This is a genomic window from Micromonospora sp. NPDC049139 (assembly GCF_055586845.1).
On sequence record NZ_JBVJHK010000017.1, the window covers coordinates 101,254 to 124,435 of the forward strand.

Annotated in this window: 24 protein-coding genes and 1 riboswitch; of the genes, 9 read left to right on the forward strand and 15 right to left on the reverse strand. The window is 75.9% G+C overall.

All coding sequences use genetic code 11. The features are described 5' to 3' along the window. Positions 1-2 precede the first annotated feature (2 nt). The 6 genes from ACZ6Q9_RS25395 to ACZ6Q9_RS25420 all read right to left on the reverse strand — a co-directional run bounded on the left by ACZ6Q9_RS25395 (position 3) and on the right by ACZ6Q9_RS25420 (position 6,551). Positions 3-1,010 carry an ABC transporter substrate-binding protein gene (locus ACZ6Q9_RS25395; protein WP_393453157.1) on the reverse strand — a complete coding sequence of 336 codons (1,008 nt, stop codon included), beginning with the start codon at positions 1,008-1,010 and terminating at the stop codon, positions 3-5. 29 nt (positions 1,011-1,039) lie between these two features. Further along, a riboswitch (cobalamin riboswitch) is annotated at positions 1,040-1,222 on the reverse strand. Positions 1,223-1,306: 84 nt separating this feature from the next. After that, positions 1,307-2,020: an ABC transporter ATP-binding protein gene (locus tag ACZ6Q9_RS25400; protein ID WP_393258030.1), complete on the reverse strand. Its 714-nt coding sequence runs from the start codon at positions 2,018-2,020 to the stop codon at positions 1,307-1,309. Continuing rightward, complete coding sequence (locus ACZ6Q9_RS25405) at positions 2,017-3,093, reverse strand: ABC transporter ATP-binding protein (RefSeq protein WP_393453163.1); 1,077 nt, start codon at positions 3,091-3,093, stop codon at positions 2,017-2,019. Before ACZ6Q9_RS25405 ends, ACZ6Q9_RS25400 begins: the two co-directional genes overlap by 4 nt. Further along, positions 3,090-3,959 carry an ABC transporter permease gene (locus tag ACZ6Q9_RS25410; protein WP_393258025.1) on the reverse strand — a complete coding sequence of 290 codons (870 nt, stop codon included), beginning with the start codon at positions 3,957-3,959 and terminating at the stop codon, positions 3,090-3,092. Before ACZ6Q9_RS25410 ends, ACZ6Q9_RS25405 begins: the two co-directional genes overlap by 4 nt. Further along, entirely contained in the window at positions 3,952-4,989 is a 1,038-nt protein-coding gene (locus ACZ6Q9_RS25415) for an ABC transporter permease (protein ID WP_393258023.1), read from the reverse strand. The genes ACZ6Q9_RS25410 and ACZ6Q9_RS25415 overlap by 8 nt, the downstream gene beginning before the upstream one ends. Next, positions 4,959-6,551, reverse strand: coding sequence for an ABC transporter substrate-binding protein (locus tag ACZ6Q9_RS25420; protein ID WP_393258020.1), 1,593 nt, complete (start codon positions 6,549-6,551; stop codon positions 4,959-4,961). The genes ACZ6Q9_RS25415 and ACZ6Q9_RS25420 overlap by 31 nt, the downstream gene beginning before the upstream one ends. A 70-nt stretch (positions 6,552-6,621) precedes the next feature. Between ACZ6Q9_RS25420 and ACZ6Q9_RS25425 the strand changes: the two genes are divergently transcribed. Further along, positions 6,622-6,786, forward strand: a complete 165-nt coding sequence (locus ACZ6Q9_RS25425; RefSeq protein WP_396829800.1) for a hypothetical protein — start codon at positions 6,622-6,624, stop codon at positions 6,784-6,786. Between the two features lie 221 nt (positions 6,787-7,007). Here the strand turns inward: ACZ6Q9_RS25425 and ACZ6Q9_RS25430 are convergent, their stop codons facing one another. Continuing rightward, a complete protein-coding gene (locus tag ACZ6Q9_RS25430) occupies positions 7,008-8,246 on the reverse strand; it encodes a hypothetical protein (RefSeq protein ID WP_466021435.1) in 1,239 nt (412 codons plus the stop codon). Positions 8,247-8,455: 209 nt separating this feature from the next. Between ACZ6Q9_RS25430 and ACZ6Q9_RS25435 the strand changes: the two genes are divergently transcribed. From ACZ6Q9_RS25435 to ACZ6Q9_RS25455, 5 genes are all read left to right on the forward strand, one after another. Continuing rightward, positions 8,456-8,971, forward strand: a complete 516-nt coding sequence (locus ACZ6Q9_RS25435; protein ID WP_396829802.1) for an RNA polymerase sigma factor — start codon at positions 8,456-8,458, stop codon at positions 8,969-8,971. Beyond that, a complete protein-coding gene (locus ACZ6Q9_RS25440) occupies positions 8,964-10,151 on the forward strand; it encodes a WD40/YVTN/BNR-like repeat-containing protein (protein WP_396829804.1) in 1,188 nt (395 codons plus the stop codon). The genes ACZ6Q9_RS25435 and ACZ6Q9_RS25440 overlap by 8 nt, the downstream gene beginning before the upstream one ends. A 220-nt stretch (positions 10,152-10,371) precedes the next feature. Beyond that, positions 10,372-10,827, forward strand: coding sequence for an ATP-binding protein (locus ACZ6Q9_RS25445; protein WP_396829806.1), 456 nt, complete (start codon positions 10,372-10,374; stop codon positions 10,825-10,827). An 89-nt stretch (positions 10,828-10,916) separates the two neighbouring features. Beyond that, positions 10,917-11,750, forward strand: a complete 834-nt coding sequence (locus ACZ6Q9_RS25450; RefSeq protein WP_396829808.1) for an MEDS domain-containing protein — start codon at positions 10,917-10,919, stop codon at positions 11,748-11,750. Then, entirely contained in the window at positions 11,747-12,721 is a 975-nt protein-coding gene (locus ACZ6Q9_RS25455; RefSeq protein WP_396829810.1) for an anti-sigma factor RsbA family regulatory protein, read from the forward strand. Before ACZ6Q9_RS25450 ends, ACZ6Q9_RS25455 begins: the two co-directional genes overlap by 4 nt. Positions 12,722-12,748: 27 nt before the next feature. On the opposite strand, the gene ACZ6Q9_RS25460 is transcribed toward ACZ6Q9_RS25455, so the two are convergent. Together ACZ6Q9_RS25460 and ACZ6Q9_RS25465 are read right to left on the reverse strand one after the other, a co-directional pair. Then, positions 12,749-13,558: a hypothetical protein gene (locus tag ACZ6Q9_RS25460; protein WP_393453189.1), complete on the reverse strand. Its 810-nt coding sequence runs from the start codon at positions 13,556-13,558 to the stop codon at positions 12,749-12,751. Beyond that, positions 13,555-14,136, reverse strand: a complete 582-nt coding sequence (locus ACZ6Q9_RS25465; RefSeq protein ID WP_393453192.1) for an RNA polymerase sigma factor — start codon at positions 14,134-14,136, stop codon at positions 13,555-13,557. The genes ACZ6Q9_RS25460 and ACZ6Q9_RS25465 overlap by 4 nt, the downstream gene beginning before the upstream one ends. Positions 14,137-14,373: 237 nt before the next feature. Here ACZ6Q9_RS25465 and ACZ6Q9_RS25470 point away from each other — a divergent pair, with 237 nt between their 5' ends. The 3 genes from ACZ6Q9_RS25470 (at position 14,374) to ACZ6Q9_RS25480 (ending at position 17,350) form a co-directional block, all read left to right on the forward strand. Next, positions 14,374-15,612: a DUF2786 domain-containing protein gene (locus tag ACZ6Q9_RS25470; protein ID WP_393453195.1), complete on the forward strand. Its 1,239-nt coding sequence runs from the start codon at positions 14,374-14,376 to the stop codon at positions 15,610-15,612. Positions 15,613-15,710: 98 nt separating this feature from the next. Then, positions 15,711-16,079 carry a YciI family protein gene (locus ACZ6Q9_RS25475; RefSeq protein ID WP_393257992.1) on the forward strand — a complete coding sequence of 123 codons (369 nt, stop codon included), beginning with the start codon at positions 15,711-15,713 and terminating at the stop codon, positions 16,077-16,079. Further along, the gene (locus ACZ6Q9_RS25480) at positions 16,076-17,350 is read left to right on the forward strand and encodes an RNA polymerase sigma factor (RefSeq protein ID WP_396829813.1); all 1,275 of its coding nucleotides are present in this window, start codon (positions 16,076-16,078) and stop codon (positions 17,348-17,350) included. Before ACZ6Q9_RS25475 ends, ACZ6Q9_RS25480 begins: the two co-directional genes overlap by 4 nt. 52 nt (positions 17,351-17,402) lie before the next feature. Here the strand turns inward: ACZ6Q9_RS25480 and ACZ6Q9_RS25485 are convergent, their stop codons facing one another. From ACZ6Q9_RS25485 to ACZ6Q9_RS25510, 6 genes are all read right to left on the reverse strand, one after another. Continuing rightward, on the reverse strand, positions 17,403-18,923 hold the full coding sequence (locus tag ACZ6Q9_RS25485; protein WP_396829848.1) for an alpha/beta hydrolase: 1,521 nt from the start codon (positions 18,921-18,923) through the stop codon (positions 17,403-17,405). A gap of 177 nt (positions 18,924-19,100) precedes the next feature. Continuing rightward, positions 19,101-19,370 (reverse strand): hypothetical protein, encoded by a 270-nt coding sequence (locus ACZ6Q9_RS25490; protein WP_350701618.1) that lies wholly within the window; start codon positions 19,368-19,370, stop codon positions 19,101-19,103. Further along, a complete protein-coding gene (locus ACZ6Q9_RS25495; RefSeq protein WP_393257986.1) occupies positions 19,367-19,723 on the reverse strand; it encodes an ArsR/SmtB family transcription factor in 357 nt (118 codons plus the stop codon). Before ACZ6Q9_RS25495 ends, ACZ6Q9_RS25490 begins: the two co-directional genes overlap by 4 nt. Positions 19,724-19,862: 139 nt before the next feature. Then, positions 19,863-20,363 carry a hypothetical protein gene (locus ACZ6Q9_RS25500; RefSeq protein ID WP_396829815.1) on the reverse strand — a complete coding sequence of 167 codons (501 nt, stop codon included), beginning with the start codon at positions 20,361-20,363 and terminating at the stop codon, positions 19,863-19,865. Positions 20,364-20,544: 181 nt separating this feature from the next. Next, complete coding sequence (locus tag ACZ6Q9_RS25505; RefSeq protein WP_357453060.1) at positions 20,545-20,718, reverse strand: CsbD family protein; 174 nt, start codon at positions 20,716-20,718, stop codon at positions 20,545-20,547. A gap of 207 nt (positions 20,719-20,925) precedes the next feature. Next, the gene (locus tag ACZ6Q9_RS25510) at positions 20,926-23,178 is read right to left on the reverse strand and encodes a heavy metal translocating P-type ATPase (protein WP_396829817.1); all 2,253 of its coding nucleotides are present in this window, start codon (positions 23,176-23,178) and stop codon (positions 20,926-20,928) included. Between the last annotated feature and the right edge of the window lie 4 nt (positions 23,179-23,182).

The following is a 23,182-nucleotide window of genomic DNA, read 5'->3' on the forward strand; positions in this document are numbered from 1 at the left end:
GGTCAGCGGCCCGCTCGGGCGGGAAGCTGCGCCATCCCCGCGGCGAGCGCCTCGACGCCGAGCACCGCCCGCACCCCGGCGGTGGTGGACGAGAACGGAATGACGACGAACCGCTGCCCGGCCACCGCGGGCAGGTCCTTGAGGGTGGGGTGCCGGGCCAGGAACGCCTGCTTCGCGGCGGCCGGGTCCCAGGTCGCGTCGACCAGCACGACCGCGTCGGGGTCGCGCGCGACGGCGCTCTCCCAACTGGTGTCGGCCCAGCCGCCGGCGAGGTCGCCGAAGGCGTTGCCGATCCCGACCGCCGACATGATCATGTTGGGGCTGCCGCAGCAGGCGCCCACGCTCGGGGCGTCGGTGCCGGCGTCCCACCAGAGCACGGAGACGTCCCGCGTGCCGTCGAGCCTGGCGGCAGCGGCGGCGATCCGGGCGCGGTGGTCGGCGATGAGCGTCTCGGCCCGCTCCGGCACCCCGAAGACGGCCGCGACGTCCCGGATCTCGGCGAACACGTCCTCGACGGTGAGCTTTCCCGGCCGGTGCGGCTTCGGGCACCCGGCGGGTGAGAGATAGGTGCCGATGCCGAGCCCCGCCAGGGCGGCCCGGTCGCCGACGCCCTCGTCGCCGAAGGCGCTGTGGAACGAGGCGTAGACGAAGTCCGGCGCCGTCTCCAGGAGTTTCTCCTTGGCCGGGTACTTTCCGGACAGCACCGGCACCGATGCGTACGCGGCGGCGTGCTCCGGCAGGATCGCGTCGTCCAGGTACGCCGTGCCGGCCATGCGGTCGGCCAGGCCGAGCGCCAGCATGATCTCGGTGGCGGGCTGGTTCAGGGTCACCGCCCGCTGGGGCGGGGCGGCGACGGTGACCGGCGTGCCGCAGTTGGTCAGGGTGGCCGGCGCGCCGGATGCCGGGGCGGGGTCGTCGTCCGTGGCGCAGGCGCCGAGCAGGACGAGGAGGACGGACAGGGGCGCGGCTACGCGCCGGGACAGGGTGGACCGCACAGCGCGCACGCGCATCGGGACCGCCTTCCAGCACCTCGTGGACGGGTCATCGCAGTGCCGTGGCCGGTCTCCTGGCTGACGGGAGGTGCGTCCGTGGCCGGCCTTCCCAGGCGTGCGACACGCCCAGTGACCTCTGACGACGAGGGCCGCGGACTTCCCGATCACAGTGGCGAGGGCCGCACCGGTCTTCCACCGGCTTCCCGAACACCACGGCAGCGTCACCCTAGCCTGCGCCCGGCCCCGAATGCCACGGTGACGAATGCCATGGAGCGGCCTTCTTCACCACTGTGGACGGTGCGGCGCGCGGCGGTTCACGCTCCCGGCGGGGGCGGAAGGTCGACGACCCGGGTCGCCCAGCGGGCCATCAGGGCCGGGTCGTGGGTGATCAGCAGGACCCCGGCGCCGCGCTGCCGCTGGTAGTCGGTGATGACGGCGGCGAGGTGGGCCTGGGTGGAGGCGTCGAGCATGGCGGTGGCCTCGTCGCAGAGCAGGTAGGCCGGCCGGTGCACGAGCGCCCGGGCGAGGCAGGCCCGTTGCAGCTGCCCGTCGCTGACCGCGTGCGGGCGGCGGGCGAGCAGGTCCGCGGTGAGGCCGACGAGGTCGGCCAGCTCGGCCGCGCGGGCCCTGGCCTGCTCGGCCGGTACGCCGGTGGCGCGGAGCGGTTCGGCGACGATGTCCGCGAGGCTGAGCCGCGGGTCGGTGGCGGCGCGTGGGCTCTGGAACAGGATCGCGACGCGGGTGCGGACGGCCGCCGGCAGCCGGTGGCGGACTCCGGCGACCCGGTGGCCGTCGAGGGTGACGTGCCCGGCGTCGGGGGCGTGCAGCAGGGCGAGTACCCGGGCCAGGGTGGACTTGCCGCTGCCCGAGGGCCCGTGCAGCCCGACCGTCTCGCCGGGGGCGACGTGCAGGTCGACGCGGTCGAGGACGCGCTGCCGACCGTAGGCGACGGTGACCTGGTGGGCGGCGAGCGCGGTGGCGGTCGCCTCCGGGCCGAGGTGTCGACGGGTGGCCGTGGTCGTGGTCATGCCGGCGCTCCGACGGGCAGCGGGTGGTGGCAGGCGACCTGGCCGGAGCCGTCCACGACCGGGGTGGGCGGCGTGCGGCAGGTGTCGGTGGCGCGGTCGCAGCGCGGGGCGAAGGCGCAGCCGGCGGGCAGGTCGGTGAGCATCGGCGGGTGGCCGGGCACGGGGCGGAACGCCCGCTCGGGCAGGGCGTCGAGCAGGCCGGCGGTGTAGGGGTGGGCGGGCGCGGCGAACAGCGCCTCGGTGGGCCGGCGCTCGACGACCCGGCTGGCGTACATGACGGCGACGGTGTCGGCGACGCGGCGGGCGGCGGCCAGGTCGTGGGTGATGAGCAGGACGGCGTTGCCGGCGTCGCAGCGGCGGCGCAGCAGGTCGAGGGTGTGGTCGACCAGGGGCCGGTCGAGGCCCGTGGTCGGTTCGTCGGCGAGCAGCAGCGGCGGGTCGGGGGCGAGTGCGAGGGCGGTGGCCAGGCGTTGCGCCATGCCGCCGGAGAGCTCGTGGGGGTAGCGGTCGAGGTCGGCGGGGTCTAGCCCGACGTCGGCGGCGACCCGCTCGGCCGCCGAGGGCGCGTCGCGGCGGGCGTGCCCGTGGGCGCGCAGGGTCTCCGCCAGCAGCCGCCGGCCGGTGCGTACGGGGGTCAGCGCGGTGGCGGGGCTCTGCGGCACCAGCCCGACCGCGCGGCCGCGTACGACGCGGGCGAGGTGGCGCTCGGTGCAGCCGATCAGGTCGACCTGGTCCCCGCCGGGCGGGCGCAGCCGGGCGTGGCCGGAGACGGTGGCGTTGCCGGGGAGCAGGCCGAGCAGGGCGTGGGCGAGCACCGACTTGCCGCAGCCGGACTCCCCCACCACGGCCACCAGTTCGCCGGGGTGGACGGTGAGGCGCAGGTCGGTGACGGCCCGCACCACGGCGTCACGGAGCTGGAAGCGGACGGTCAGCCCGTCGACCTCCAGCAGGGCGGGACGAGGACCGGCCGCGCTGCCGACCGTGGAGGCGGCGCTGCCGACCGTGACGGGCGTGGCGTCGCCGGTGGCGGCGGTGCCGGCCGTGGCGGCGTGGGGCTCGCGGGTGGTGGTCAAAGGTTCAGCTCCGCTCGTACGCGCGGGTCGAGGCGGTCGCGCCACCGGCCGGTGAGGGTGGCCAGGGCCAGCGTGACGACGACGAGGAGCAGGCCGGGGACGAGGCTGGCCCACCAGGCGCCGGTGAGCAGGGAGCGCTGCCCGTCGTTGATCATGTTGCCGATGGAGGCCAGGTGCGGGGGCAGGCCGAGACCGAGGAAGGACAGCGCGGTCTCGTGCCAGACGGCGTGCGGCACCATCAGCGTGGTGGCCAGGGCCAGCCGGGGCAGCACGTGCGGGAGCAGGTGCCGGGTGATCACCCGCGCGCGGCTGGCGCCGCCGGCGATCGCGGCGTCGACGAACGGCCGGGTGCGCAGGCTGAGCAGCTCGGAGCGGACGATGCGGGCGGTGGACAGCCAGTGCGTCAGCCCGATCGACACGATCACCGCGCCGAGGCTGGGGCGCAGCATCGCGACGATGAAGATGCCCAGCAGCAGGTGCGGCAGCGCCGCGATGGTGTCGACCACCCGCATCAGCGCCCGGTCGACCCAGCCGCCGAGGGTGCCGGCGACCGCCCCGACGAAACCACCGATCACGGTCGCCACGAGCGCGGCGACCGCGCCGACGAGCAGGGAGACACGCAGGCCGTAGAGGCCGCGGTGGGCCACGTCGCGGCCCAGGTCGTCGGTGCCGGCCGGGTGCGCGGCCGAGGGCGCGAGCCGGGTACGCGCCAGGTCGACGGCGCTCTCGTCGAGCGGCCACAGGACGGGGGCGAGCAGGCAGGCGGCGACCGCGCCGACGAGCACGGCCCAGGCGACGGCGGTACCGGCGCGGCCGGCCCGCGGCTTCGGCCGCCGGACGCGGGCGGGGCGGGCGAGGTCAGTCATCGAGGCGTACCCGGGGATCGGCGGCGGAGTAGGCGAGGTCGGTGGCCAGGTTCGCGGCCAGTACCACGACGGTGGTGGCGAGGGTGGTCGCGGCCAGCAGCGGGAAGTCGCTGCCCAGCGCGGCCTGCACCGTCACCGCGCCGAGGCCGGGCAGGGAGAACACGGTCTCGACCAGGACGGCGCCCCCGATCAGCTCCGGCAGGTGGGTGCCGACGAGGGTGAGGAACGGCAGCAGCGCGGTGCGCAGGGCGTGGCCGAACAGGACGGTGCGGCCGGGCAGGCCCCGGGCCCGGGCGGCGAGGACGTGGTCGTCGCGGAGGCTCTCGGCGACGGCGTCGCGGATGAACAGGACGAACCACGGCGCCTGGGCGACCGCCAGCACCGTTACCGGCAGGACCAGGTGCCGGGCCACGTCGGCGGGGTCGGTGGTGGTGGCGGTGACGTCGGTGAGCCCGCCCGCCGGCAGCCAGCCGAGGGTCAGGGCGAACAGGGCGATCGCGGCCAACCCGATCCAGAAGACCGGCATGGACTGCACCGCGTACGCGCCGGCGCGCAGCACCCGGTCGAACCAGCCGCCGCGCTGGTACGCGGCCAGGGTGCCCAGCAGCAGGCTCGCCACGAGGACGAGGGCGAGGGCGGCGCCGACGAGCAGCAGGGTCCAGCCGGCGCGGGCGGCCAGCACGGAGGTGACGGGTTCGTGCCGGCTGGTCGACCAGCCCAGGTCACCCTGGAGCAGGTTGCCCACCCAGCGGAGGTACTGCACCGGCAGCGGGTCGTCGACCCCCCAGTTGGCGCGGATCTGCGCCAGGTTCTCCTCGCTGGTGGTGAACGCCGCCGCGCCCGCGTACTGGTGGGCGGGGTCGATCGGCGAGGCCGCGCCGAGGGCGAACATGCCGACGCTGGTGGCGGCGAGGATCGGCACGGCCACCAGCAGGCGCCGGCGGACCACGGCACCGGCTCCCGCCAGCCGTCGGCGGCGGGCGGGGGTGGCCGGTGCGGTCACTTCCTCGTCCAGGTGTGGATGTTCCACCAGAGGCTGTTGGCCACGTCGTGCTCGTGCGGCTCCACCCGCGGCGTCACCCCGGCGAGGCCGTCCTTCACGACGTAGGTGTGCTGGAGGTAGGTGAGGAACACCCACGGCAGGTCGGTGGCGAGCTGCTTCTGGAAGGTGGCGTACGCGGCCTTGCGGGTGGCCGGGTCGGCGTTGTCGCGGGCGTCCTGCAACGCCTTGTCCACAACGGCGGACCGGTAGGAGCCGGGGTTGAAGAAGCCCTGGCCGGCGAAGTCGGAGCGGAACAGCTTGTAGGAGAGGAAGTCCGGGTCGTACGGGGTGCCGAAGCCCATGACCACCGCGTCACTCTTCATCCGCGGGGTGATCGCGTCCCAGGTCAGGCCCTCCGGGGTGATCTCGATGCCGACCTTCTTCGCGTCGGCGGTCACCGCGAGGGCGAGTTCCTTGCGCAGGCTGTCGGTGGCCGGGTACATCAGCGCGAAGGCCGCGCGCCGGCCGTCCTTCGCGCGGATGCCGTCCGGGCCCGGCTTCCAGCCGGCGGCGTCGAGGGCGGCGGTCGCGGCGGCCGGGTCGGCGGCGGGCTTGCCGACGATCGACGGCTCGGCGAACTCCGACGACGGCGGGACCGGCCCGAACGCCGGCTCACCCGCTCCGCCGAGCAGGCCGGTGACCATCGCCGCACGGTCCACCGCCGCGTTCAGCGCCCGCCGCACCGCCGGGTCGCCGGTGACCGGGTTGCCCATCGGCAGCACCACGCCCCGGTAGTCGGCGGTGGGCACCCGCTCCACCCGGTGGCCGGCCAGCCCGTCGAAACCGGCGGCGAGCTTCGGCGCCAGCTCCGCCGCGTCGAACTCGCCCGCCCGCATCCGCTGCGCGCGGACGTTGTCGTCGGGGACGAACGCGACCACGACGCCGGAGTTGGCGGGCCTGCCGCCCCAGTACTTCTCGTTGGCCGCGAGGACGAGCCGGTCGCCCGGGGTCCACGACGTCACCCGGTACGGTCCGGTGCCCACCGGCCTGCGGTTGAACTCTGCCTTGTTGACGTCCTGCCCGGCCAGCGCCTTGGCCGGCACGATGCCCAACGCCAGCCGCTGCGGGAACGGCGCGTAGGCGTACTTCAGGGAGAACACCACGGTCGACGGGTCCGGCGCGGTGACCGAGGCGAGCATGTCGAGGTCGGAGCGGAGCGTGGAGTCGACCTTCGGGTCCAGCACCGCCTGGTAGGTGAAGACCACGTCCTGGGCGGTCAGGGGGCTGCCGTCGTGGAACAGCACCCCGTCGCGCAGCTTCACGGTGACGGTCCTGCCGTCCGCGGAGACGGCCGGCAGCTCCCGCGCCAACGCCGGCACCAACTGGTTGCGCGCGTCGCGTTCGACCAGCCCGTCGAAGATCAGCGAGCCGCCGTCGACCCCGTAGTTGAGCACGGGGTTCAACGCCTCCGGCTCCCCCGCCGTCGCCACGACGAGGGTGCCGGCCGCGCCCGGGCCCGTCGACGTGCTCGTCGGGGACGAGCAGCCCGCCACGGCCAGGACAGCGCCGACGGCCATCGCCGCCACCCGCACGGACACCGGCGTACCCATCACATGCTCCCGGTCTGTTCGTCGCACGACCCCGGCGTTCGCCGCGCCGGGGCCCTGAGGTGGGCCGGCCGTGACCGCGGCCGATGGCGTGCGGCGTGGCCGGCGGCGGGCCGGATCGGTGCCGCGCGACGGGAACGGCCCGCCGCGCGGTCAGATGATCTCCAGCGCCGCTGCCGCCAGCATTCCGCAATTGCCAAAGATGTGCAAGAAGTGGCCCGGGGCCGCCCGCAAGTGATCCTCCCTAGGTGGAGGGCGCTCCCGGGCATCCGCCGGGTCGCCGGGTGGCGCCGCCGGTGGTTCAGCCGGTCGGCGGGGCCGTCACCCAGCGCTGCCGGGCGTGCTCGGCGCGGGCCGGGTCCTGGCCGGCCCGCGAGGACGTGGTGGCCGAAGACCGGGGCGTCGCCGCGCTCGGCGCCGGGAAGCCGCAGCCAGCCGGCCAGGGCGGGCGGCCGGGCGTCAGGGACCGCTCGGCGGGCAGAGGAGCCGGTCCAGCAGGGGCAGCCGGAGGACGTCCAGACAGAGGTCGACCGCGGCGGGCTCCGACGCCGGCGGCGCGGTGGTCGGGGCCGGCGCCGTGGCCGTCGGCGCCGGGGCAGCCGGGGGCGGGGCGGCCGGCGGGGCCGGGACGGGGACCGGCGGCGGGGCGGGCGCCGGCCCCCGTGCCGGGGCGGCCGGCGGAACGGAGCCGCCCGTGCTCACCACGTCCTGCCGCACGACCGGCACCCGCGCTCCCACGGCGACGCGGGCCCGGGGAACCGCCGTCCCGCCGGTGCCCGGCCCGACCTCCTCCGGCACCACCGGCTCCTCGGCAGCGGTCGTGGTGACGGTCGGCACCACCGGCACGGCGGGAACGCTCCCGGCGCCGCCGTCCGCCCGGTACGGCGGGCCGGGCCGCTCCGGCCCGAACGCGCCGGCGGTCAGCATCGCGTACGCCAGCGTGGCGACGGCGGCGGCGAGCGCCGTCCGGCGATCGGGGCGCAGCGCGGTCAGCGGGGCCCGGCCCGGCGCGGCCGGCGCCGGCGGGACCGGCCGCGCGTGCTGGTGGGCGGCCACCAGGGCGTCGAGCTGCGCGGCGACGGCGGCGCGTTTCCCGGTGGCGGCAGCGAGGGCGAGCGTGAGGTAGAAGCGGAAGTTCACCGTGGCGGTGGCCGGCACCCGCAGCCCGGCGAGCCGACTGCCGTCGGTGGTGTGCAGCAGGGTGAGCGGGACGTCGGGGTGGTGCGCGGCCCCGAGCATGTCCGCGTACGCCCACTCGCGCCGCCCCGCGCGGCCGGCGAAGGCCACCCGGCGGTTGGTCACGACGGCCGGGCCCGCGTCGACGACCCGGAGCCCCTTCGGCAGCGCGCGGCCCGTCGCCGCGACCTCGGCCGTGGCGACCGTCAGCCCCGGCGCGGGCAGCCCCGGCACGTGCCGGGCCTCCGCCTCGACCAGCTCCGCGGCCGGCAGCACCCGGAACACGACCTCGTCGTCGCCGAGGTCCACCGGCAGGCCGGTACGCGGCTGCGCGTACCCGAGGAAACCGGCGGCCTCGATCCGCAACCGGATCAGGTGGTCGTTGCGCCGGCGCCAGCCCTCGACCTCGGCGTCGTACGCGCGCGACCGCCGCCCGCTCTCACGCTCCGCCCACCTGACCCGCCAGGCCGGCCAGGCTGCCGTCGCCGGGATCACGATGTTGGTGCGTGGTTCCACCGTCACGCCCGGTACAACCGCCCGCCTTCCGTCCAGGACACGCGCGGCGATCGATACTTCCCATTGTTCCGTTAGGTGGCGGTGTGCGAACCGCAGGGATCTGCCGCCTGCCGAGGTCGGCCCACCTACCATTGGCCGATCTTCCGCATTGCAGCGGATGCAACCCCTCCGCTCTGCCGCTGGTCCGTGTAGTAGAAGCGGCAGAAGGAGAGCGGATGGACGGCGTGACGGCGGTGCACGAGGCATACCGGGCGCACTACCGCCGGCTGGTGGGTCAGGTGTACGCGTTGACGGGCAGCCTGCCCGAGGCGCAGGACGTGGTGCACGAGGCGTTCGCGCGGGCGTTGGCTCGGCCCGCGCGCTTCCTCGCCGTGAACGACCCGGAGACCTGGCTGCGGACGGTAGCGATGAACATGGCGCGGACCCGGCACTGGCGGCAGCGGTTCCTCGACCGGCTGATCCGCAGTGGCCGGGCCGGGCCGCCCGACGACCATCCCGGGCTTTCGCCCGACCGGGTCGCGCTGATGGCCGCGCTGCGCAAGCTCCCTCGCCCGACCCGCGAGGCGGTGGTCCTGCACCACCTGGCCGACCTGCCGGTGGCGGAGGTGGCGGCGGCGCTGGACGTGCCCGTGGGCACTGTCAAGGCCCGCCTCTCCCGGGGCCGGGCCGCACTCGCCCGGCACCTGACCGACGAACCCATCAGCGACGAGAGGACGGTGCGGTATGCCTGAGCCGGACTTCCACGGACTCCGCGACGAGGTCGACCGGTTCGTGCGGCAGCCCGACTTCGACACCGTGCGGCAGCGGGCCGGCCGGCTGCGGACGCGGGCCCGGGTCGCGGCGGCCACCGGCGTGCTCGGGGCGCTGGTCGCCCTCGCACTCGGTGCGGCCTCCGTGCTGCCGTTCCTGCGGACGCCTGTCGCCCCAGCGGCGGGCGAGTCCCGCGTGCTGTGGGCCGGTGGCGGCGACCGAACCCACCTGTACGCGGTGCTGGCCGACTGTGCGACCTGCCCGCAGCGACTGGTCGCCTCGACGGACGGGGGACGCAGTTGGGACCGCCGCGCGGATTTCCCGTCCGGCGGTGACGATCCGGTCACCGTGACCGTGCTCGGCCCGGAGTTCCTGGTGGCGCAGGTCCCGGTGGGATCGGCCGGAAAGGGCGCGGGCGGGAGCGTCCGGCGGATCAGCACCGACGGCGGCGCGACCTGGCGGGACGCCGGCCAGGGCGGCACGCCGCGCGCCGCGGCCGTGCCGGGCACCCGGCTCTGGGGCTGCCTGATCCACGTTCCGCAGGGCTGCGACGTTCTGGTGCCCGATCCGGGGAGCGCCGCCGTGGTGCCGCTGGCGACGCAGCCACCGCTGGACGCGGCCGTGCCCGTCGACGCGCCACCGGCGGCCGGACACTGGGTACGCGGCTGTGATCCGGCGACCGGGCGGAGCGCCGTCGCGGTGAGCCGCACTGGCGGCCGGAGCTGGCAGAAGTTCGTCTTCGATCGGGAACCGGAAGCCGACCCTCCGGTCGGCTGCGCGTTCGACCTCGCCACCACCGACGGCAGGACGGTGTTCGCGACGCTCTCCGACGAGCAGGGCGTCCCGCGGCGGGTCTACCGCAGCGTCGACGGCGGTGCCACCTGGCAGGCGGAGGAGCCGCGGCTGCCGGATGGCTGGGTCGTGCAGGCCGGTTCGACGGTCACCGTGGACGGAACCCACGTCCTGCTCGCTGAACTCGATTCCCGGTTCGGGCTACTGACCAGCCGGGACGGACGGACCTACGCGCCACTGGCGGTCGACGGGCCGGTGCACCACGACGCGCCGCGGGCCGTGGCCCCGGACCGCTGGATTCGCCACGACGAGCGGACGGTGTACCTGTCCGACGACGGCCTTCACTGGCGACCGCTGGACGTCGGCTGACACCCGGGCCGGGCAGCAGGCGGCCCGTCCCGGCCTGGGCACGGCTAGTCGGCGACGACCAGCGCCTGCGGGGCGGCGGCCTTCATGCGGGTACGCAGCCACTTGAGCTGGATGGCGGTCTCCGCCTCGCAGCGCTCGACGACGGCCAGCAGTTCCTCGTCCCGGGCGCCGTAGGCGGCCTCCCGGCTTGAGCCGGGCGGGGACGGGGTACCACTCCGCCATGGGTCAGCTCAGCAGTTCGCCACCCCCGCCGCAGGCCGTCGAGCTGCGGCGGTGGACGTTGTCCGAGGGGGCGGACCTGCGCGGCCTGCGGGCGTCCCTGCACGAGGAGTTGACGGGCGACGTGCTCGGCGAGGGCGAGACCCTGGAGGAGGTCCCCGAGCTGGTCGTGCTGATCGCCACGGAACTCGCCACGAACGCCCTGCGCCACGGGAGGCCGCCGACCATCGTCCGGCTGCTCGCCACCGACGACCACCTCGTCCTCGACGTCGCCGACCACGACCTCGGTTCCCTGCCGGAGCTCGCCGACACGCAGCCCGAGGGTGCCGGCGGGCGCGGTCTGCAACTCGCCCGCGCCCTGTCCCTCGACGTCGGCTGGTACGCCACCGGCACCACCAAGAACATCTGGGCGTCCTTCCCCCGCACCGCCCGGTTGGGCGGCGCGCGGCACGCCTGACCGGCGGGCCGCCCGCACCGGCCGGGCAGTTCGGGCCCCCGGGGCCCCGTCTCCCGACGACCTACACTGGTTGCCGTGGGGCAATCAGCGTGATCGGCGAAGAGCGGCGGGCCGCGCCGCGGGGGCACCTCTGCTGGGCGTACGAGGACCTGGGGTCGCTCGCCGCCCGGGCGGAGCGCTACCTGCTCGCGGGCCTCGCCGCCGGCGAACGCGTCTGGTACGTCACGCCGCACCCCGCGGACGCGGTGGCCGACCGGCTGCACCGCCTGCCCGGCTTCGCCGCCGCCGTGCGCCGGGGCGCCGCCGCCGTGGTCCCCCTGTTCTCGACCTACTCGCACGGCCACGTCGTCGACCCACCGGCGCAGGTCGCCGCCTACGCGGCCGCCACCGACGAGGCGCTCGCCGCCGGGCACACCGGGCTGCGCGTGGCCGCGGAGGCCACCGAGCTGGTCCGCACTCCGACCCAGTTGGAGAGCTTCACCCGCTACGAGCACCTCGTCGACCGCTACATGCGCACCCGGCCGTTCTCGGCCATGTGCGCCTACCACCGACCCGGTCTGGGCGACCGGGCGGTCGCCGAGCTGGCCTGCATGCACCCGGCCAGCAACGTCGACGACGTGCTGTTCCGGTTGTACGCCGTCCCGCCCGCCGACGGGCACGCCGCGCTGGCCGGCGAGCTGGACCTGTCCAACCACGAGCTGTTCCGCACCGCCCTGGACCGCGCCGACCTGCGCCCCACCGACGGTGAGCTGGTGCTGTCTGCGGCCGGGCTGCGCTTCCTCGACCACCGTGCCCTGACCCACCTCGCCGAGTACGCGCGCTGCCGCGGCGCGACCGCCGTGCTGCGCACCTCCCGCTCGGCGGCGGCCCGGTTGGTCGACCTGCTGGACCTGCCCGGCATCCGGGTGGCGGTCGCGCGATGAGGACCGGCGCCGCCGCCCAGCACCACGGCTACTACCACGAGGCCGTCCGGTACGACTCCGACGACGAGCTGCTCGCCGTGGTGGTCCCGTTCCTGCTCGGCGGCGTCGAGGCGGGCGAGCCCACCTACGTGGCCCTGGGCGAGCGCACCGGCGCGCTGGTCCGCTCGGCGCTGCCCGCCGGCTGCGGGGTCGAGTTCCTGCCCGGCGGCGACGTCTACGCCCGGCCCGCCTCCGCCATCCGGTTATACCGTGAACTCCTCGCGGCACAGGTGGCCGCCGGCGCCCGGCAGATCCGGATCCTCGGCGAGGTGCCCCCGGCCGCGTTCGACGCGACGTGGGACTGGTGGGCCCGGTACGAGTCGGCGATCAACCACGCCTACGACGACTTCCCGCTGTGGAGCATGTGCGCGTACGACACCCGGTGCACGCCGCCGGAGGTGCTGGCGGACGTGGCCCGCACGCATCCCCGGTTCGCGACCGCCGACGGCCGGCACGTGCCGAGCACGACCTGGACGTCGCCGACGGATTACCTGCGGGAGACCCGGCCGGTCGTGCCCGACCCCCTCCAGGTGGAGCCACCGGTCGTCGAGCTGACCGACCCGACGGCGGCCGAGGCGCGCGCCGCCGTGCACAAGGCCGACCGGGGCCAAATGTCGGCCGACGACGTGGACGATCTCGTCGTCGCGGTCAGCGAGATCGTCACCAACGCGCTGCGCCACGGCCGGCCGCCGGTCCTGCTGCGCGTCTGGTCCGGCGACGACCGCATCGTGGCGACGGTCCGCGACGGCGGCGACGGGCCGGGGGACCCGTACTGCGGGCTGCTCCCCGCGTCCGGCGGCGCCCCGGGCGGGCTGGGCCTGTGGATCACCTACCAGTCGTGCAGCCACGTGACCTGGCACCGCGACGGCGACGGCGACGGCGACGGCTTCACGCTCCGGCTGACGGCCGGGAACCCGCACGCCGCCCACTGACCCACCGGCGCCCTGCCGGCCGCGGCGTCACCGCCCCCAGGGCTCGGCCGGTCGGCAGTCACCGCCGGGCCGGCCGTACACCACCGTGCCGGCGGGGTCGACGTAGCAGTGGTCGAACTCGTCCGAGGGCTGGAACAACCGTCGGCGGTCGATCTCGGTGCCGGCGGCGTCGTAGCTGACCAGTTGCGCCCCGTCCTCGTCGAGGTCGGCGCCGACCGTCATGACCGCGAAGACACCATCGGAGATCCGGGCGGCGGTGGTCTTCCCGTCGCCGTGTTCCAGCACCAGGCGGGCGACCCGGGAGCTGACCCGGCCGCTGACCGTCACGTCGCCACCGGACCGCTTCGTGGAGGTGAGCAGGAGTCGTTGCACCGGTCCGGGGAGCAGGTCGTGCGCGGGCCAGCGGTCGATCGAGAGCCCGCCCGACACCTCCGCGCCCGCCGACCGGTGCACGTCGCAGGTCACGTAGCCCGTCTCGGCCAGAAAGAACACCACAGCGCGGTCGCCCCGCTCGGCCGCCACGGCCAGATCGGTCATTGTCGGTGCCACGTCCGGGTCCCGCGGGCTCCACGCCAGGCACTGCCGGGCAGCCGCCCGGAGGGAGGGGGACAACTCGCCGTACCCCATCGCCAGCACCTCCACCGTCTCGGCGTCGGAGGGCGCCCGTACGGCGAACCCGGCCGCGACCACCGCCAGCGCGGTCGCACCCACCGCGAGCCGCAGGCGGACCCGTCCGGTCGCCGGGCGGCGGACCGCACGGAGGACGTCGGCCCGCATCCGGTCCGCCACCCGGGGCGGCAGGTCCCGCTCGCCGGGCGGCTCGAGGGTCTTCGTCATCGCTGTTCCTCCTCGTTCTCGTCGGTGACCAGCCGCGCCAGCCGTTTCCGGGCGCGGCTGACCCGGGACCGGACGGCGACCTCGCTGACGCCGAGGGCCGCCGCCGCGTTCGCGTACGGCACCCCCGACCAGAGGCAGAGCGCGACGGCCTCCCGCTCCGCCCGGGGCAGCCGCCGGGCGGCGGCCAGGATCGCCCTCATCCGTCGCTCGTCGTCCAGCCGCTGCGCGACCTCCTCCGCCGGGTCGTCCGCCGCCTGCCGGTCGACCGGCAGGCGGCGCAGCAGCGCCGCCCACCGTCGCGCCGACCGCCACTCGGTGCGTACGGCGTTGCTCGCCACCACCAGCAGCCAGGGCAGCACCGACCCGTCCACCAGGCGTGCCGCGTCCCTCCTCCGCCAGGCGACCAGGAAGGTGGCCTGGGTGATGTCCTCCGCCGTGCACCAGGAGCCGGTCAGCCGGAAGGCGTGGTTGTAGACCGCACGCGAGTGGCGGTCGAAGAGCTGCCCGAACGCGCCCTCGTCGCCTGCGGCGACGGCCGGCCAGAGTTCCTCGTCGCAGGGCCGTGTCTCGGTCTTCACACCCCACTATGGCCGGGTCGCCCGGTGTTGTTGCGGCAGCCGCCACCCGAGCCGCCCGCCGGCACCCGAACCGGCGGCCGGCGCCGGCCGGGCGGGACCGCCGCGTCCACGCGCCGCAGCCGGCTCCGGTGGCACCCGTCACGACCGGCGGACGGCGGGCAGGCCCGGGGGTACGTTCGGCGGGCAGGCGACGATCGTTCCCGGACGCGCCGGAGCAGACCCCAGGAGGACGCGGCCGTGCCGGACGCCGAGGAATTGATCAGCGACGCCCTCGCGGCGGTACGCGGCACCGACGTACGCCTCGCGGAGCGGCAGTTGGACCGGCTGATGATCGGCACGGGCGCGACGGACGGCGCGACGGCCGTCGACGCCGCGCTCCTGCGCCGCCTGGTCCGCGGGGTCGGCCGGCTGGTGCCGCGCGGCTGGCAGCCGGTGGACCTGGCCCGGCTCGCCATCCGCCGGCTCGGTGCCCGGTCGGCCGGGCTGGTGACCGACGCGCTCGCGGCGCACCGCCGCGAGCTGACCGGGCCGGTGCCTCCCTGGTGGGACGACCAGCTCCGCGACCTGGGCGCGCGGGTGTGGTGGGACGCCGACGAGGGCCACCTGGCCGCGTGGTCGGCCCGCGCCGGGTGGGACCGGTTCACCGCGCTGCGCGCGGCGGTCGACGCGTTGGCCCTGGTCGACGGGCTCCCGCCGGTCGCCGTGCTGCGCCCGCCGCCCGGCGCCACCGGGGCGGTCGCCGCGCGCGGCGGGTCCGGCGGCGGGTCGCGGATGCTCGACCGGGTGCGGGCGCTGCTGGCCAAGGCGGAGTCGACGACCTACCCGGCCGAGGCGGAGGCGCTGACCGGCAAGGCCCAGGAGCTGATCGCCCGGCACAGCATCGACCAGGCGCTGCTGGCCGGCGTCGCCGAGCGCGCCGACCAGCCCGGCGGGGTGCGTCTCGGCACCGACCCCCCGTACGCGGGCGCCAAGGCGCTGCTGGTGCAGGAGGTGGCGGCGGCGAACCGCTGCGAGGCGGTGTGGTCCGACGACCTGGGCTTCACCACCGTGCTGGGCTGGCCGGCCGACCTGGAGGCGGTCGAGCTGCTCTACACCTCGCTGCTGGTGCAGGCCACCGCCGCGATGCTGCGCGGCCGGGGCGAGCGACGGGCCAGGGGCGCCGGCCGCCGCACCCGGGACTACGACGAGTCCTTCCTCAACGCGTTCGCGCTGCGGATCGGCGAGCGGCTGCGGGCGGCCACCGAGGACGCGGACCGGCAGGCGGCCACCGAGGCCGGGCCGGAGCGGCTGCTGCCGGTGCTCGCCACCCGCGCCGAGGCGGTGCGCGAACGCCTCGACACGCTCTTCCCCGGCATCACCCGGGCCCGGCTCACCGTCCGCGACGCCGACGGCTGGTCGTCCGGCACCTCCGCCGCCGACCGCGCCTCGCTCGGCGGCGGCCCCAGCCCGAAGCGCCAGGTGCGCGGCCGGCGCTGAGAATCTTCCCGCGCCGCTGTCGGATCCGGCGGGTCGGCTCCGACCCTTCACCGAAGACGCGTCACCATGGGCGCGGCCGAGCCGACGAGGAGCACCCGATGAAGTACATGCTGCTGATCTGGAACCGTCCCGGGTTCGCCGAGGAGCTGTCGGAGCAGGAACGCACCGCGCTCTTCGGCGAGGTCGACGAGATCATGCGCGAGCTGACGGAGTCCGGCGAGCTGGTCGGCGGCCAGGCGCTGGCCGACCCGTCGCAGGCGCGTACGGTCCGGCTGGCCGGTGACCGGCCGGAGGTGACCGACGGGCCGTTCATGGAGAGCAAGGAGCAGTTCGCCGGCTACCTGATGGTCGACTGCGACGGACCCGAGCGGGCCGCCGAGATCGCCAGCCGCTGGCCGGACGTACGGCTGGGCTTCGGCGCGCTGGAGGTGCGGGCGGTCATGAACGAGGCCGGGACGGACATGTGAGCGGACGGCGCGTCGAGGACCTGCTGCGCGACCTGGCGCCGCAGGTTCTCGGCCTGCTCGTCCGCCGACACGGCCAGTTCGACGCGGCCGAGGACGCCGTGCAGGAGGCGCTGCTCGCCGCCGCCATGCAGTGGCCGGAACAGGGCTTGCCGGACAACCCCCGGGCCTGGCTGCTCACCGTCGCCGGCCGCCGGTTGACCGACGAGTGGCGCAGCGAGCGGGCCCGCCGGGACCGGGAGGTCGCGGTGGCCGTCCGCGAGCCGGCGTACGCGACGGTCGCGTCCCCGGCCGACGAGGAGCCGCCGGCCGGGGACGACACCCTGACCCTGCTGTTCCTCTGCTGCCACCCGGCGCTGGCCCGGTCCGCGCAGGTCGCGCTGACGCTGCGCGCGGTCGGCGGCCTGACCACCGCGCAGATCGCCAGGGCACACCTGGTGCCCGAGGCGACCATGAGCCAGCGCATCCGCCGGGCCAAGCAGCGGATCGAGGCCGCCGGGGCCCGGTTCCGCATGCCCTCGCCCGGGGAGCGGGAGGAGCGGCTGCGGACCGTGCTCCAGGTGCTCTATCTGATCTTCAACGAGGGCTACACCGCCTCCAGCGGGCCGGACCTGCACCGGGCCGACCTGACCGCCGAGGCGATCCGGTTGGCCCGCACGCTGCACCGGCTGCTCCCCGACGACGGCGAGGTGAGCGGGCTGCTGGCGCTGATGCTGCTCACCGACTCGCACCGGGCGGCCCGGACCGGGCCGGCCGGCGAGCTGGTCCCGCTCGCCGAGCAGGACCGCGACCGCTGGGACGCCGCCGCCATCGCGGAGGGGATCGCCCTGGTCACCGAGGCGCTGACGTGGTCGCCGCCCGGCCCGTACCAGCTCCAGGCGGCGATCGCCGCGGTGCACGCCGAGGCGTCGTCGGCGGAGCTGACGGACTGGCCGCAGATCCTGGCGCTCTACCGGCTGCTCGCCCGGATCGCCCCGAACCCGATGATCACCCTCAACCAGGCGGTCGCGGTGGCCATGGTGGACGGCCCCCGCGCCGGTCTGGCCCTGCTCGCCCCGCTCGACGCCGACGACCGCACCGCCGGACACCACCGACTGGCCGCCGTCCGCGCCCACCTGCTCGAGCTGGCCGGCGAGCCGCGGGCGGCGCGGGCGGCGTACCTGGCGGCGGCCCGGGGCACGACGAGCCTGCCGGAGCAGCGCTACCTGGAGCTGCGCGCCACCCGGCTGGCGACACCGACGAGTCCCGGCGTGCCCCGCCGAGAGCCGCGCTGACCGGGCACGCCGGCAGACGTGCGGCACGGGGCGCACGCCGGCCGGCGCTCCGTCAGGCGACCGGGACGGCCGGGCAGCGGGTGTCGCGGGCGGGCACGTCGACCGAGATCAGATAGCGGTCGACCGTGTCCTGCACGCAGGCGCTGCGGGTGTAGTTGCCGTGCCCCCAACCCTCGTAGGTCAGCAGCACCCCCGAGCGGCCGAGCTGCCGCGCCACGTTCGTCGCCCAGTTGTGGCCGCTCGCCGGGTCGTGCCGGGTGTTCGCGAGCAGCAGCGGCACGTCGGTGCGGACCCGCAGCCGGTGCTGCGGGTTGGCGACCGGGGCCGGCGTGCCGAGGCACGTCGCGATCGCCGGCAGCGCCTGCGGGTAGCGCACGTCGGGCGCGATCCGGGCCATCCGGCGCAGGTGGGCGGCGTACTCCCGGTGGTCGCGGACCGGCAGGTGCCAGTCGGCGCAGAAGACCGCGAAGGGGTGCGGTCGCACCGCGTCCTCGCTTGCGGCAACGGCGGTGGCCGGGAGCCCGGTGGGAGCGGGCGGGGTCGCCCGCAGGGCCACGATGTCCCGGGCCAGTCCGGCCCAGTCCGGGCCGTACAGCGCGCGCTGGGCGAGCCGGCTGAGGTCGTACGGGGTCAGCGTCGCCCCGGGCCGGTCCGGGTCCGCCAGTTCGCCCCGCTCCGCGCGGGGGAACAGGCCCGCCCAGGCGGCCCGGACGTCCTCGCCGTGCAACGGGCAGCTCGGCGTACGGGCGCACCAGGCGACGAACTCGTCGAAGGAGTCCTGGGCGGCGGCGCCCTGGGTGTCGAGGAACGCCCGGGTACCGAGGCTGTGGTCGACCACGCTCTCCAGCACCATGGCCCGGACCCGGTGCGGGAACTCCTCGGCGTACTGCTCGCCGAGCAGGGTGCCGTACGAGCTGCCGTGGAAGGTGAGCCGGGGCTCGCCGAGGGCCGCCCGGACGGCGTCCAGGTCCCGGGCGGCGCTGCGGGTGTCGACGTGGTCGAACAGCGGCCCGGTCCGCTGCCGGCAGTCCGCCCGGAGCAGCGCGTTGTCGGCCAGGGTGGCGTCGAACCGGGCCTGGTCGGTGATGACCTGGGGCTGCCGGTCGAGCAGCGCCGCCGAGCAGAGCACGGGGTTGCTCCGGCCGATGCCGCGCGGGTCGAAGCTGACGATGTCGAACCGGCGGCGCAGGTCGTCGCTGAACCGGTCGTTGCGCAGGATCCGCCGGACGCCGGAGTCCCCCGGCCCACCCGGGCCGAACACCAGCGAACCGATCCTGGCGGCCGGGTCGGTGGCGGCGCGGCGGGCCAGGTGGAGCGTGAACCGGTCGCCGTCCGGCCGGTCCCAGTCGACGGGGAGCGACAGGGTGCCGCACTCGGCGGTGCGGTCCTCCGCGCAGGGCTGCCAGGCGATGCCCGGCGCGGCGGCCGGCGCCGGTGGGGCTGCCAGGGCGGGCGCGGGCGCCGACAGGCCCGCCGCCAGCAGCGCGGTGGTCGCGCCGAGCGCCAGCGCCCGGAGCCGGAGCGGACGCCGGGGTCCGCCCTCCGCGTCCTGTCGGCCCGGGTCGCCCACGATGTCGGGCACCCGGGGTCGGTCGCCGCCACGAGGGGCGGATTTGCGTACGCGCAGCACGAGATGTTGTCCTCTCCGTCGAAGGAGCGTTGCGATGAGAACTCGCCCACGGGCGAGGTGGTGCTGCTTCCACCCGGGCTGTCGAGTTGGCGCTCGACGGCCCGGGGCCTTTCCGCTGCGCTAGTCGACGTCCTTCAGGACGCGTTCCAGCGACACCAGCCGGGACTCCATCCCGCCGAGCCGGCCGTCGAGGGCCGCCAGCACCCGGGCGGAGGCCGCCTGGGCCTCGACGGCGGTCTGGGCGAGCCGCCGGTACTCCTCCTCGCGGGCCCCCGCCGCCCGGGCCCGCCGGGTCTTGGCGACCTGCACGATCGTCACCGTGATCACGCTGACGAGCAGGGCGAAGATCCCGATCGCCCCGACCACCTCGGTCCAGTCGTGCTCGCTCATGCCCGCCGTCCCTCGTCCTCGTCCGGCCCCGCGCCGGATCCGGCGGTGAGCGTGTCGGCCGCCACCGCGATGGCGGCAGGCGTGAGCGTGTACGCGAACGGACTCACCTCGTAGTACTTCATGGCCTTCCCGTCCTCCGACAACTCCAGGTGCGCGGACACGAGGCCGGCCGCCGTGAGCCGGCGCAGGTGCACCTGCACCAGCGCCCGGCTGATGCCGAGCTCGCGGGCGAGTTCGCTGACGTACGCGCGGCGTCGCGCCAGCACGGCGACCACCCGCATCCGGTGCGGGTTGGCCAACGTGGCCAGTACGCGCACCAGTTCGTCGCCGGTGGCCGTCGGACCAGCGCTCATGACCAGCCCTTGCACATGCAAACGGACGCTAGCGGGTCAATCGCCGGCACGTCACCAGTGGACGGTCGATCTCAGGGACGGGTGGGGGATGCCCCCTGGTCCTCCCCCGGAGCCACCGGAGATCGGCGCAGGGGTCGGCTCAGGCGTGGCACTCGCGGGTCAACCGCGTCGGGATGCCGGTGAAGGTGGAGTTCATCCAGGCGGCCGGGCGGGACGCCCGGGAGCCGGCGTCGATCCGGTCGGCGGTGTCCTCGACCAGGGCGCGGATCCGCGGGTCGGCGGCCCGGCGGGCCTGGGCGCGTACGTCGTCGGCCAGGTCGGCCAGGTTGCGCCGGAGCTGGTCGGTGACCTGCTCGCCGGTGAGGTCACGGCGGACCGAGGCCGTCGAATCGGTGGCGATCTTCTGGCTGCCGGTGAGGATGACCCGGTCCACCTGTCGGCAGACGTCGGCGGTGTTGGCGGCCGTCGTGGCGACCGGGGACGGGCTCGCGGTGGCACTCGCCGCAGCGGTCGGGCTCGCCGACGAGGCGCCGGTCGGTGCGCCGACCTCCTCCCGGGGCGCGTCCTGGCAGCCCACGGCCAGCACCGCGAGCGCCACCGTGGCGGCGGCGCGCCGCGCGTACACGACGGATCGGGACATGGGACCTCCCGTTCGCGGGTCTCGGCCGTCCGGCGGACGGCACGGGGTCGACCGACGCCGGGCGGCGAGACGTCGTCCTGCCAACGAGCGGGGTCGCCCCCTGGACACGTCGGCCGTCGCGGCCCGACACGCGGTGCGCCGGGCCGGCGAGGGCCGGCCCGGCGGTTTCCGCGTACGCGGGTCAGCTCTTGAAGGCGTCCTTGACCTTCTCGCCGGCCTGCTTCAGCTTGGCGCTGGTCTGGTCGTTGCGCCCCTCGGCCTCGAGCCGCTCGTTGTCGGTGGCCCGGCCGGCGCCCTCCTTCAGCTTGCCGGCGGCGTCCTCGGTCGCGTTGTTGATCTTGTCGTCGAAGCCCATGTCAACCTCCGATCGGCAGTGCCGGTACGTGGTCGGGGTACCCCGCCCGGCCACCGCCCAACCGCCCCAGCCACCCACCGTCGACGTGGCGACCCGCCTCGGGCCCGTGTCGGCCACGGCGGTCAGGAAACAGGGTCCGGCGAGAACCGCCCCGACGACCGCGCCGCCGGCCCCCTTCCGGGAGGACCGGCGGCGCGGTGGGCAGGGTCAGGCGACCGGGCGGAAGCCGCGCAGCCGCAGGCTGTTGGCGACGACGAAGACCGAGGAGAAGGCCATCGCGGCGCCGGCGATCATCGGGTTGAGCAGGCCCGTGGCCGCCAGCGGCAGGGCCGCCACGTTGTAGGCGAAGGCCCAGAACAGGTTGCCCTTGATGATGCCGAGGGTGCGCCGGGAGAGCCGGATCGCGTCCACGGCGGCCATCAGGTCGCCCCGCACCAGGGTCAGGTCGGACGCCTCGATCGCCACGTCGGTGCCGGTGCCCATGGCGAGGCCCAGGTCGGCCTGGGCCAGCGCGGCGGCGTCGTTGACGCCGTCGCCGACCATCGCCACGGTCCGCCCCTCACCCTGGAGCCGCCGCACCACGTCGACCTTGTCGGCGGGCAACACCTCGGCGATCACTTCGTCGATGCCCACCTCGGCGGCCACCGCGCGGGCGACCGTGGTGTTGTCGCCGGTCAGCAGCACCGGGGTCAGACCCAGCTCCCGGAGCCGCGCGACCGCCGCCCGGCTCGTCGGCTTGACGACGTCGGCCACCGCGAGCACGCCCCGGGCCCGCCCGTCCCAGCCGGCCAGCACGGCCGTCCGTCCCTCGGCCTCCGCCGTGGTCGCCGCCCGCGCCACCTCCTCCGGTACGTCGAGGCCGCGCTCGCGCAGCAGCCGGAGCCGGCCGACCAGCACCTCGCGGCCGTCCACCGTGCCGGTCACGCCGAGCCCCTCGACGTTGGCGAAGCCGGTCACCGGCGGCAGCACGCCCGCCTCGGCCGCTCCGGCGGCGACCGCCTGGGCGATCGGGTGCTCGGACGCGGCCTCCAGCGCCCCGGCCAGCCGGAGCAGCTCCGCCCGGTCCTCGCCGGCCGCCGGGAGCACGTCCACCAGGGTCATCTTCCCGGTGGTGACGGTGCCGGTCTTGTCCAGCACGACGGTGTCCACCTGCTTCGTGGACTCCAGCACCTCCGGGCCCTTGATCAGGATGCCGAGCTGGGCGCCCCGGCCGGTGCCGACGAGCAGGGCGGTCGGCGTGGCCAGCCCGAGGGCGCACGGGCAGGCGATGATCAGCACCGCCACGGCTGCCGTGAACGCGGCCGTCGCGCCCGCCCCGGTGCCGAGCCACCAGCCGAGGGTGCCCGCCGCGAGAGCGATCACGATCGGCACGAAGACGCCCGAGATCCGGTCGGCGAGGCGCTGCACGGCGGCCTTGCCGGTCTGCGCCTGCTCGACCAGCCGGGCCATCTGCGCCAGCTGGGTGTCGCCACCGATCCGGGTGGCGGTGACGACGAGGCGGCCGCCGGCGTTGACGGTGGCGCCGACGACGGTGTCGCCGGGGCCGACCTCGACCGGGACGGACTCGCCGGTGAGCATGCTCGCGTCGACCGCGGAGGTGCCCTCGTCGACCACCCCGTCCGTGGCGACCTTCTCGCCGGGCCGGACCACGAACCGGTCCCCCACCGCGAGCTGGTCCACCGGGATCCGGGTCTCCACGCCGTCGCGCAGCACCGCGACGTCCTTGGCGCCCAGCTCGAGCAGGGCGCGCAGGGCCGCCCCGGCGGTCCGCTTCGCGCGGGCCTCGAAGTAGCGGCCGGCGAGGATAAACGCCGTCACCCCGGCCGCCGCCTCCAGGTAGATGTTGCCGGCGCCGTCGGTGCGGCTGATGTCGAGGGTGAACGGGTGGGTCATCCCCGGCTCCCCGGCGGTGCCGAGGAAGAGCGCCCAGACCGACCAGCCGAACGCGGCCAGGGTGCCGAGCGAGACCAGGGTGTCCATGGTCGCCGCGCCGTGCCGCAGGTTGACCCAGGCCGCCCGGTGGAACGGCAGGCCGCCGTAGACGACGACCGGGGCGGCCAGGGTCAGCGACAGCCACTGCCAGTAGTCGAACTGCCAGGCCGGCACCATCGCCAGCACGATCACCGGCACGGTGAGCACGAGCGAGACCCACAGCCGGGCACGCAGGCCGCGCAGCTCGTCCACGGGCTCGGCGACCGGCTCCGCGCCGGCGGGTGCGGGCGGGGGCGGCAGGGCGGCGGTGTAGCCGGTCTTCTCCACCGTGGCGATCAGGTCGTCCGGAGTGACGTCGTCGGCGTACTGAACGCTGGCCTTCTCGGTGGCGTAGTTGACCGTGGCGGTCACGCCGTCCATCCGGTTCAGCTTCTTCTCGATCCGGGAGGCGCAGGAGGCGCAGGTCATCCCGCCGATCGCCAACTCGATCTGGTTGGGTGCCATCTGCAGTGGCTTGGTGGTGGTCATCACG

Excerpts from the sequence above, each read along its gene's own strand:
- ACZ6Q9_RS25395 (WP_393453157.1), bottom strand. The coding sequence starts at position 1,010 with ATGCGCGTGCGCGCTGTGCGGTCCACCCTGTCCCGGCGCGTAGCCGCG.
- ACZ6Q9_RS25400 (WP_393258030.1), bottom strand. The coding sequence starts at position 2,020 with ATGACCACGACCACGGCCACCCGTCGACACCTCGGCCCGGAGGCGACC.
- ACZ6Q9_RS25410 (WP_393258025.1), bottom strand. The coding sequence starts at position 3,959 with ATGACTGACCTCGCCCGCCCCGCCCGCGTCCGGCGGCCGAAGCCGCGG.
- ACZ6Q9_RS25420 (WP_393258020.1), bottom strand. The coding sequence starts at position 6,551 with ATGGGTACGCCGGTGTCCGTGCGGGTGGCGGCGATGGCCGTCGGCGCT.
- ACZ6Q9_RS25435 (WP_396829802.1), top strand. The coding sequence starts at position 8,456 with ATGGACGGCGTGACGGCGGTGCACGAGGCATACCGGGCGCACTACCGC.
- ACZ6Q9_RS25440 (WP_396829804.1), top strand. The coding sequence starts at position 8,964 with ATGCCTGAGCCGGACTTCCACGGACTCCGCGACGAGGTCGACCGGTTC.
- ACZ6Q9_RS25445 (WP_396829806.1), top strand. The coding sequence starts at position 10,372 with ATGGGTCAGCTCAGCAGTTCGCCACCCCCGCCGCAGGCCGTCGAGCTG.
- ACZ6Q9_RS25455 (WP_396829810.1), top strand. The coding sequence starts at position 11,747 with ATGAGGACCGGCGCCGCCGCCCAGCACCACGGCTACTACCACGAGGCC.
- ACZ6Q9_RS25460 (WP_393453189.1), bottom strand. The coding sequence starts at position 13,558 with ATGACGAAGACCCTCGAGCCGCCCGGCGAGCGGGACCTGCCGCCCCGG.
- ACZ6Q9_RS25475 (WP_393257992.1), top strand. The coding sequence starts at position 15,711 with ATGAAGTACATGCTGCTGATCTGGAACCGTCCCGGGTTCGCCGAGGAG.
- ACZ6Q9_RS25490 (WP_350701618.1), bottom strand. The coding sequence starts at position 19,370 with ATGAGCGAGCACGACTGGACCGAGGTGGTCGGGGCGATCGGGATCTTC.
- ACZ6Q9_RS25495 (WP_393257986.1), bottom strand. The coding sequence starts at position 19,723 with ATGAGCGCTGGTCCGACGGCCACCGGCGACGAACTGGTGCGCGTACTG.
- ACZ6Q9_RS25500 (WP_396829815.1), bottom strand. The coding sequence starts at position 20,363 with ATGTCCCGATCCGTCGTGTACGCGCGGCGCGCCGCCGCCACGGTGGCG.
- ACZ6Q9_RS25505 (WP_357453060.1), bottom strand. The coding sequence starts at position 20,718 with ATGGGCTTCGACGACAAGATCAACAACGCGACCGAGGACGCCGCCGGC.
- ACZ6Q9_RS25510 (WP_396829817.1), bottom strand. The coding sequence starts at position 23,178 with ATGACCACCACCAAGCCACTGCAGATGGCACCCAACCAGATCGAGTTG.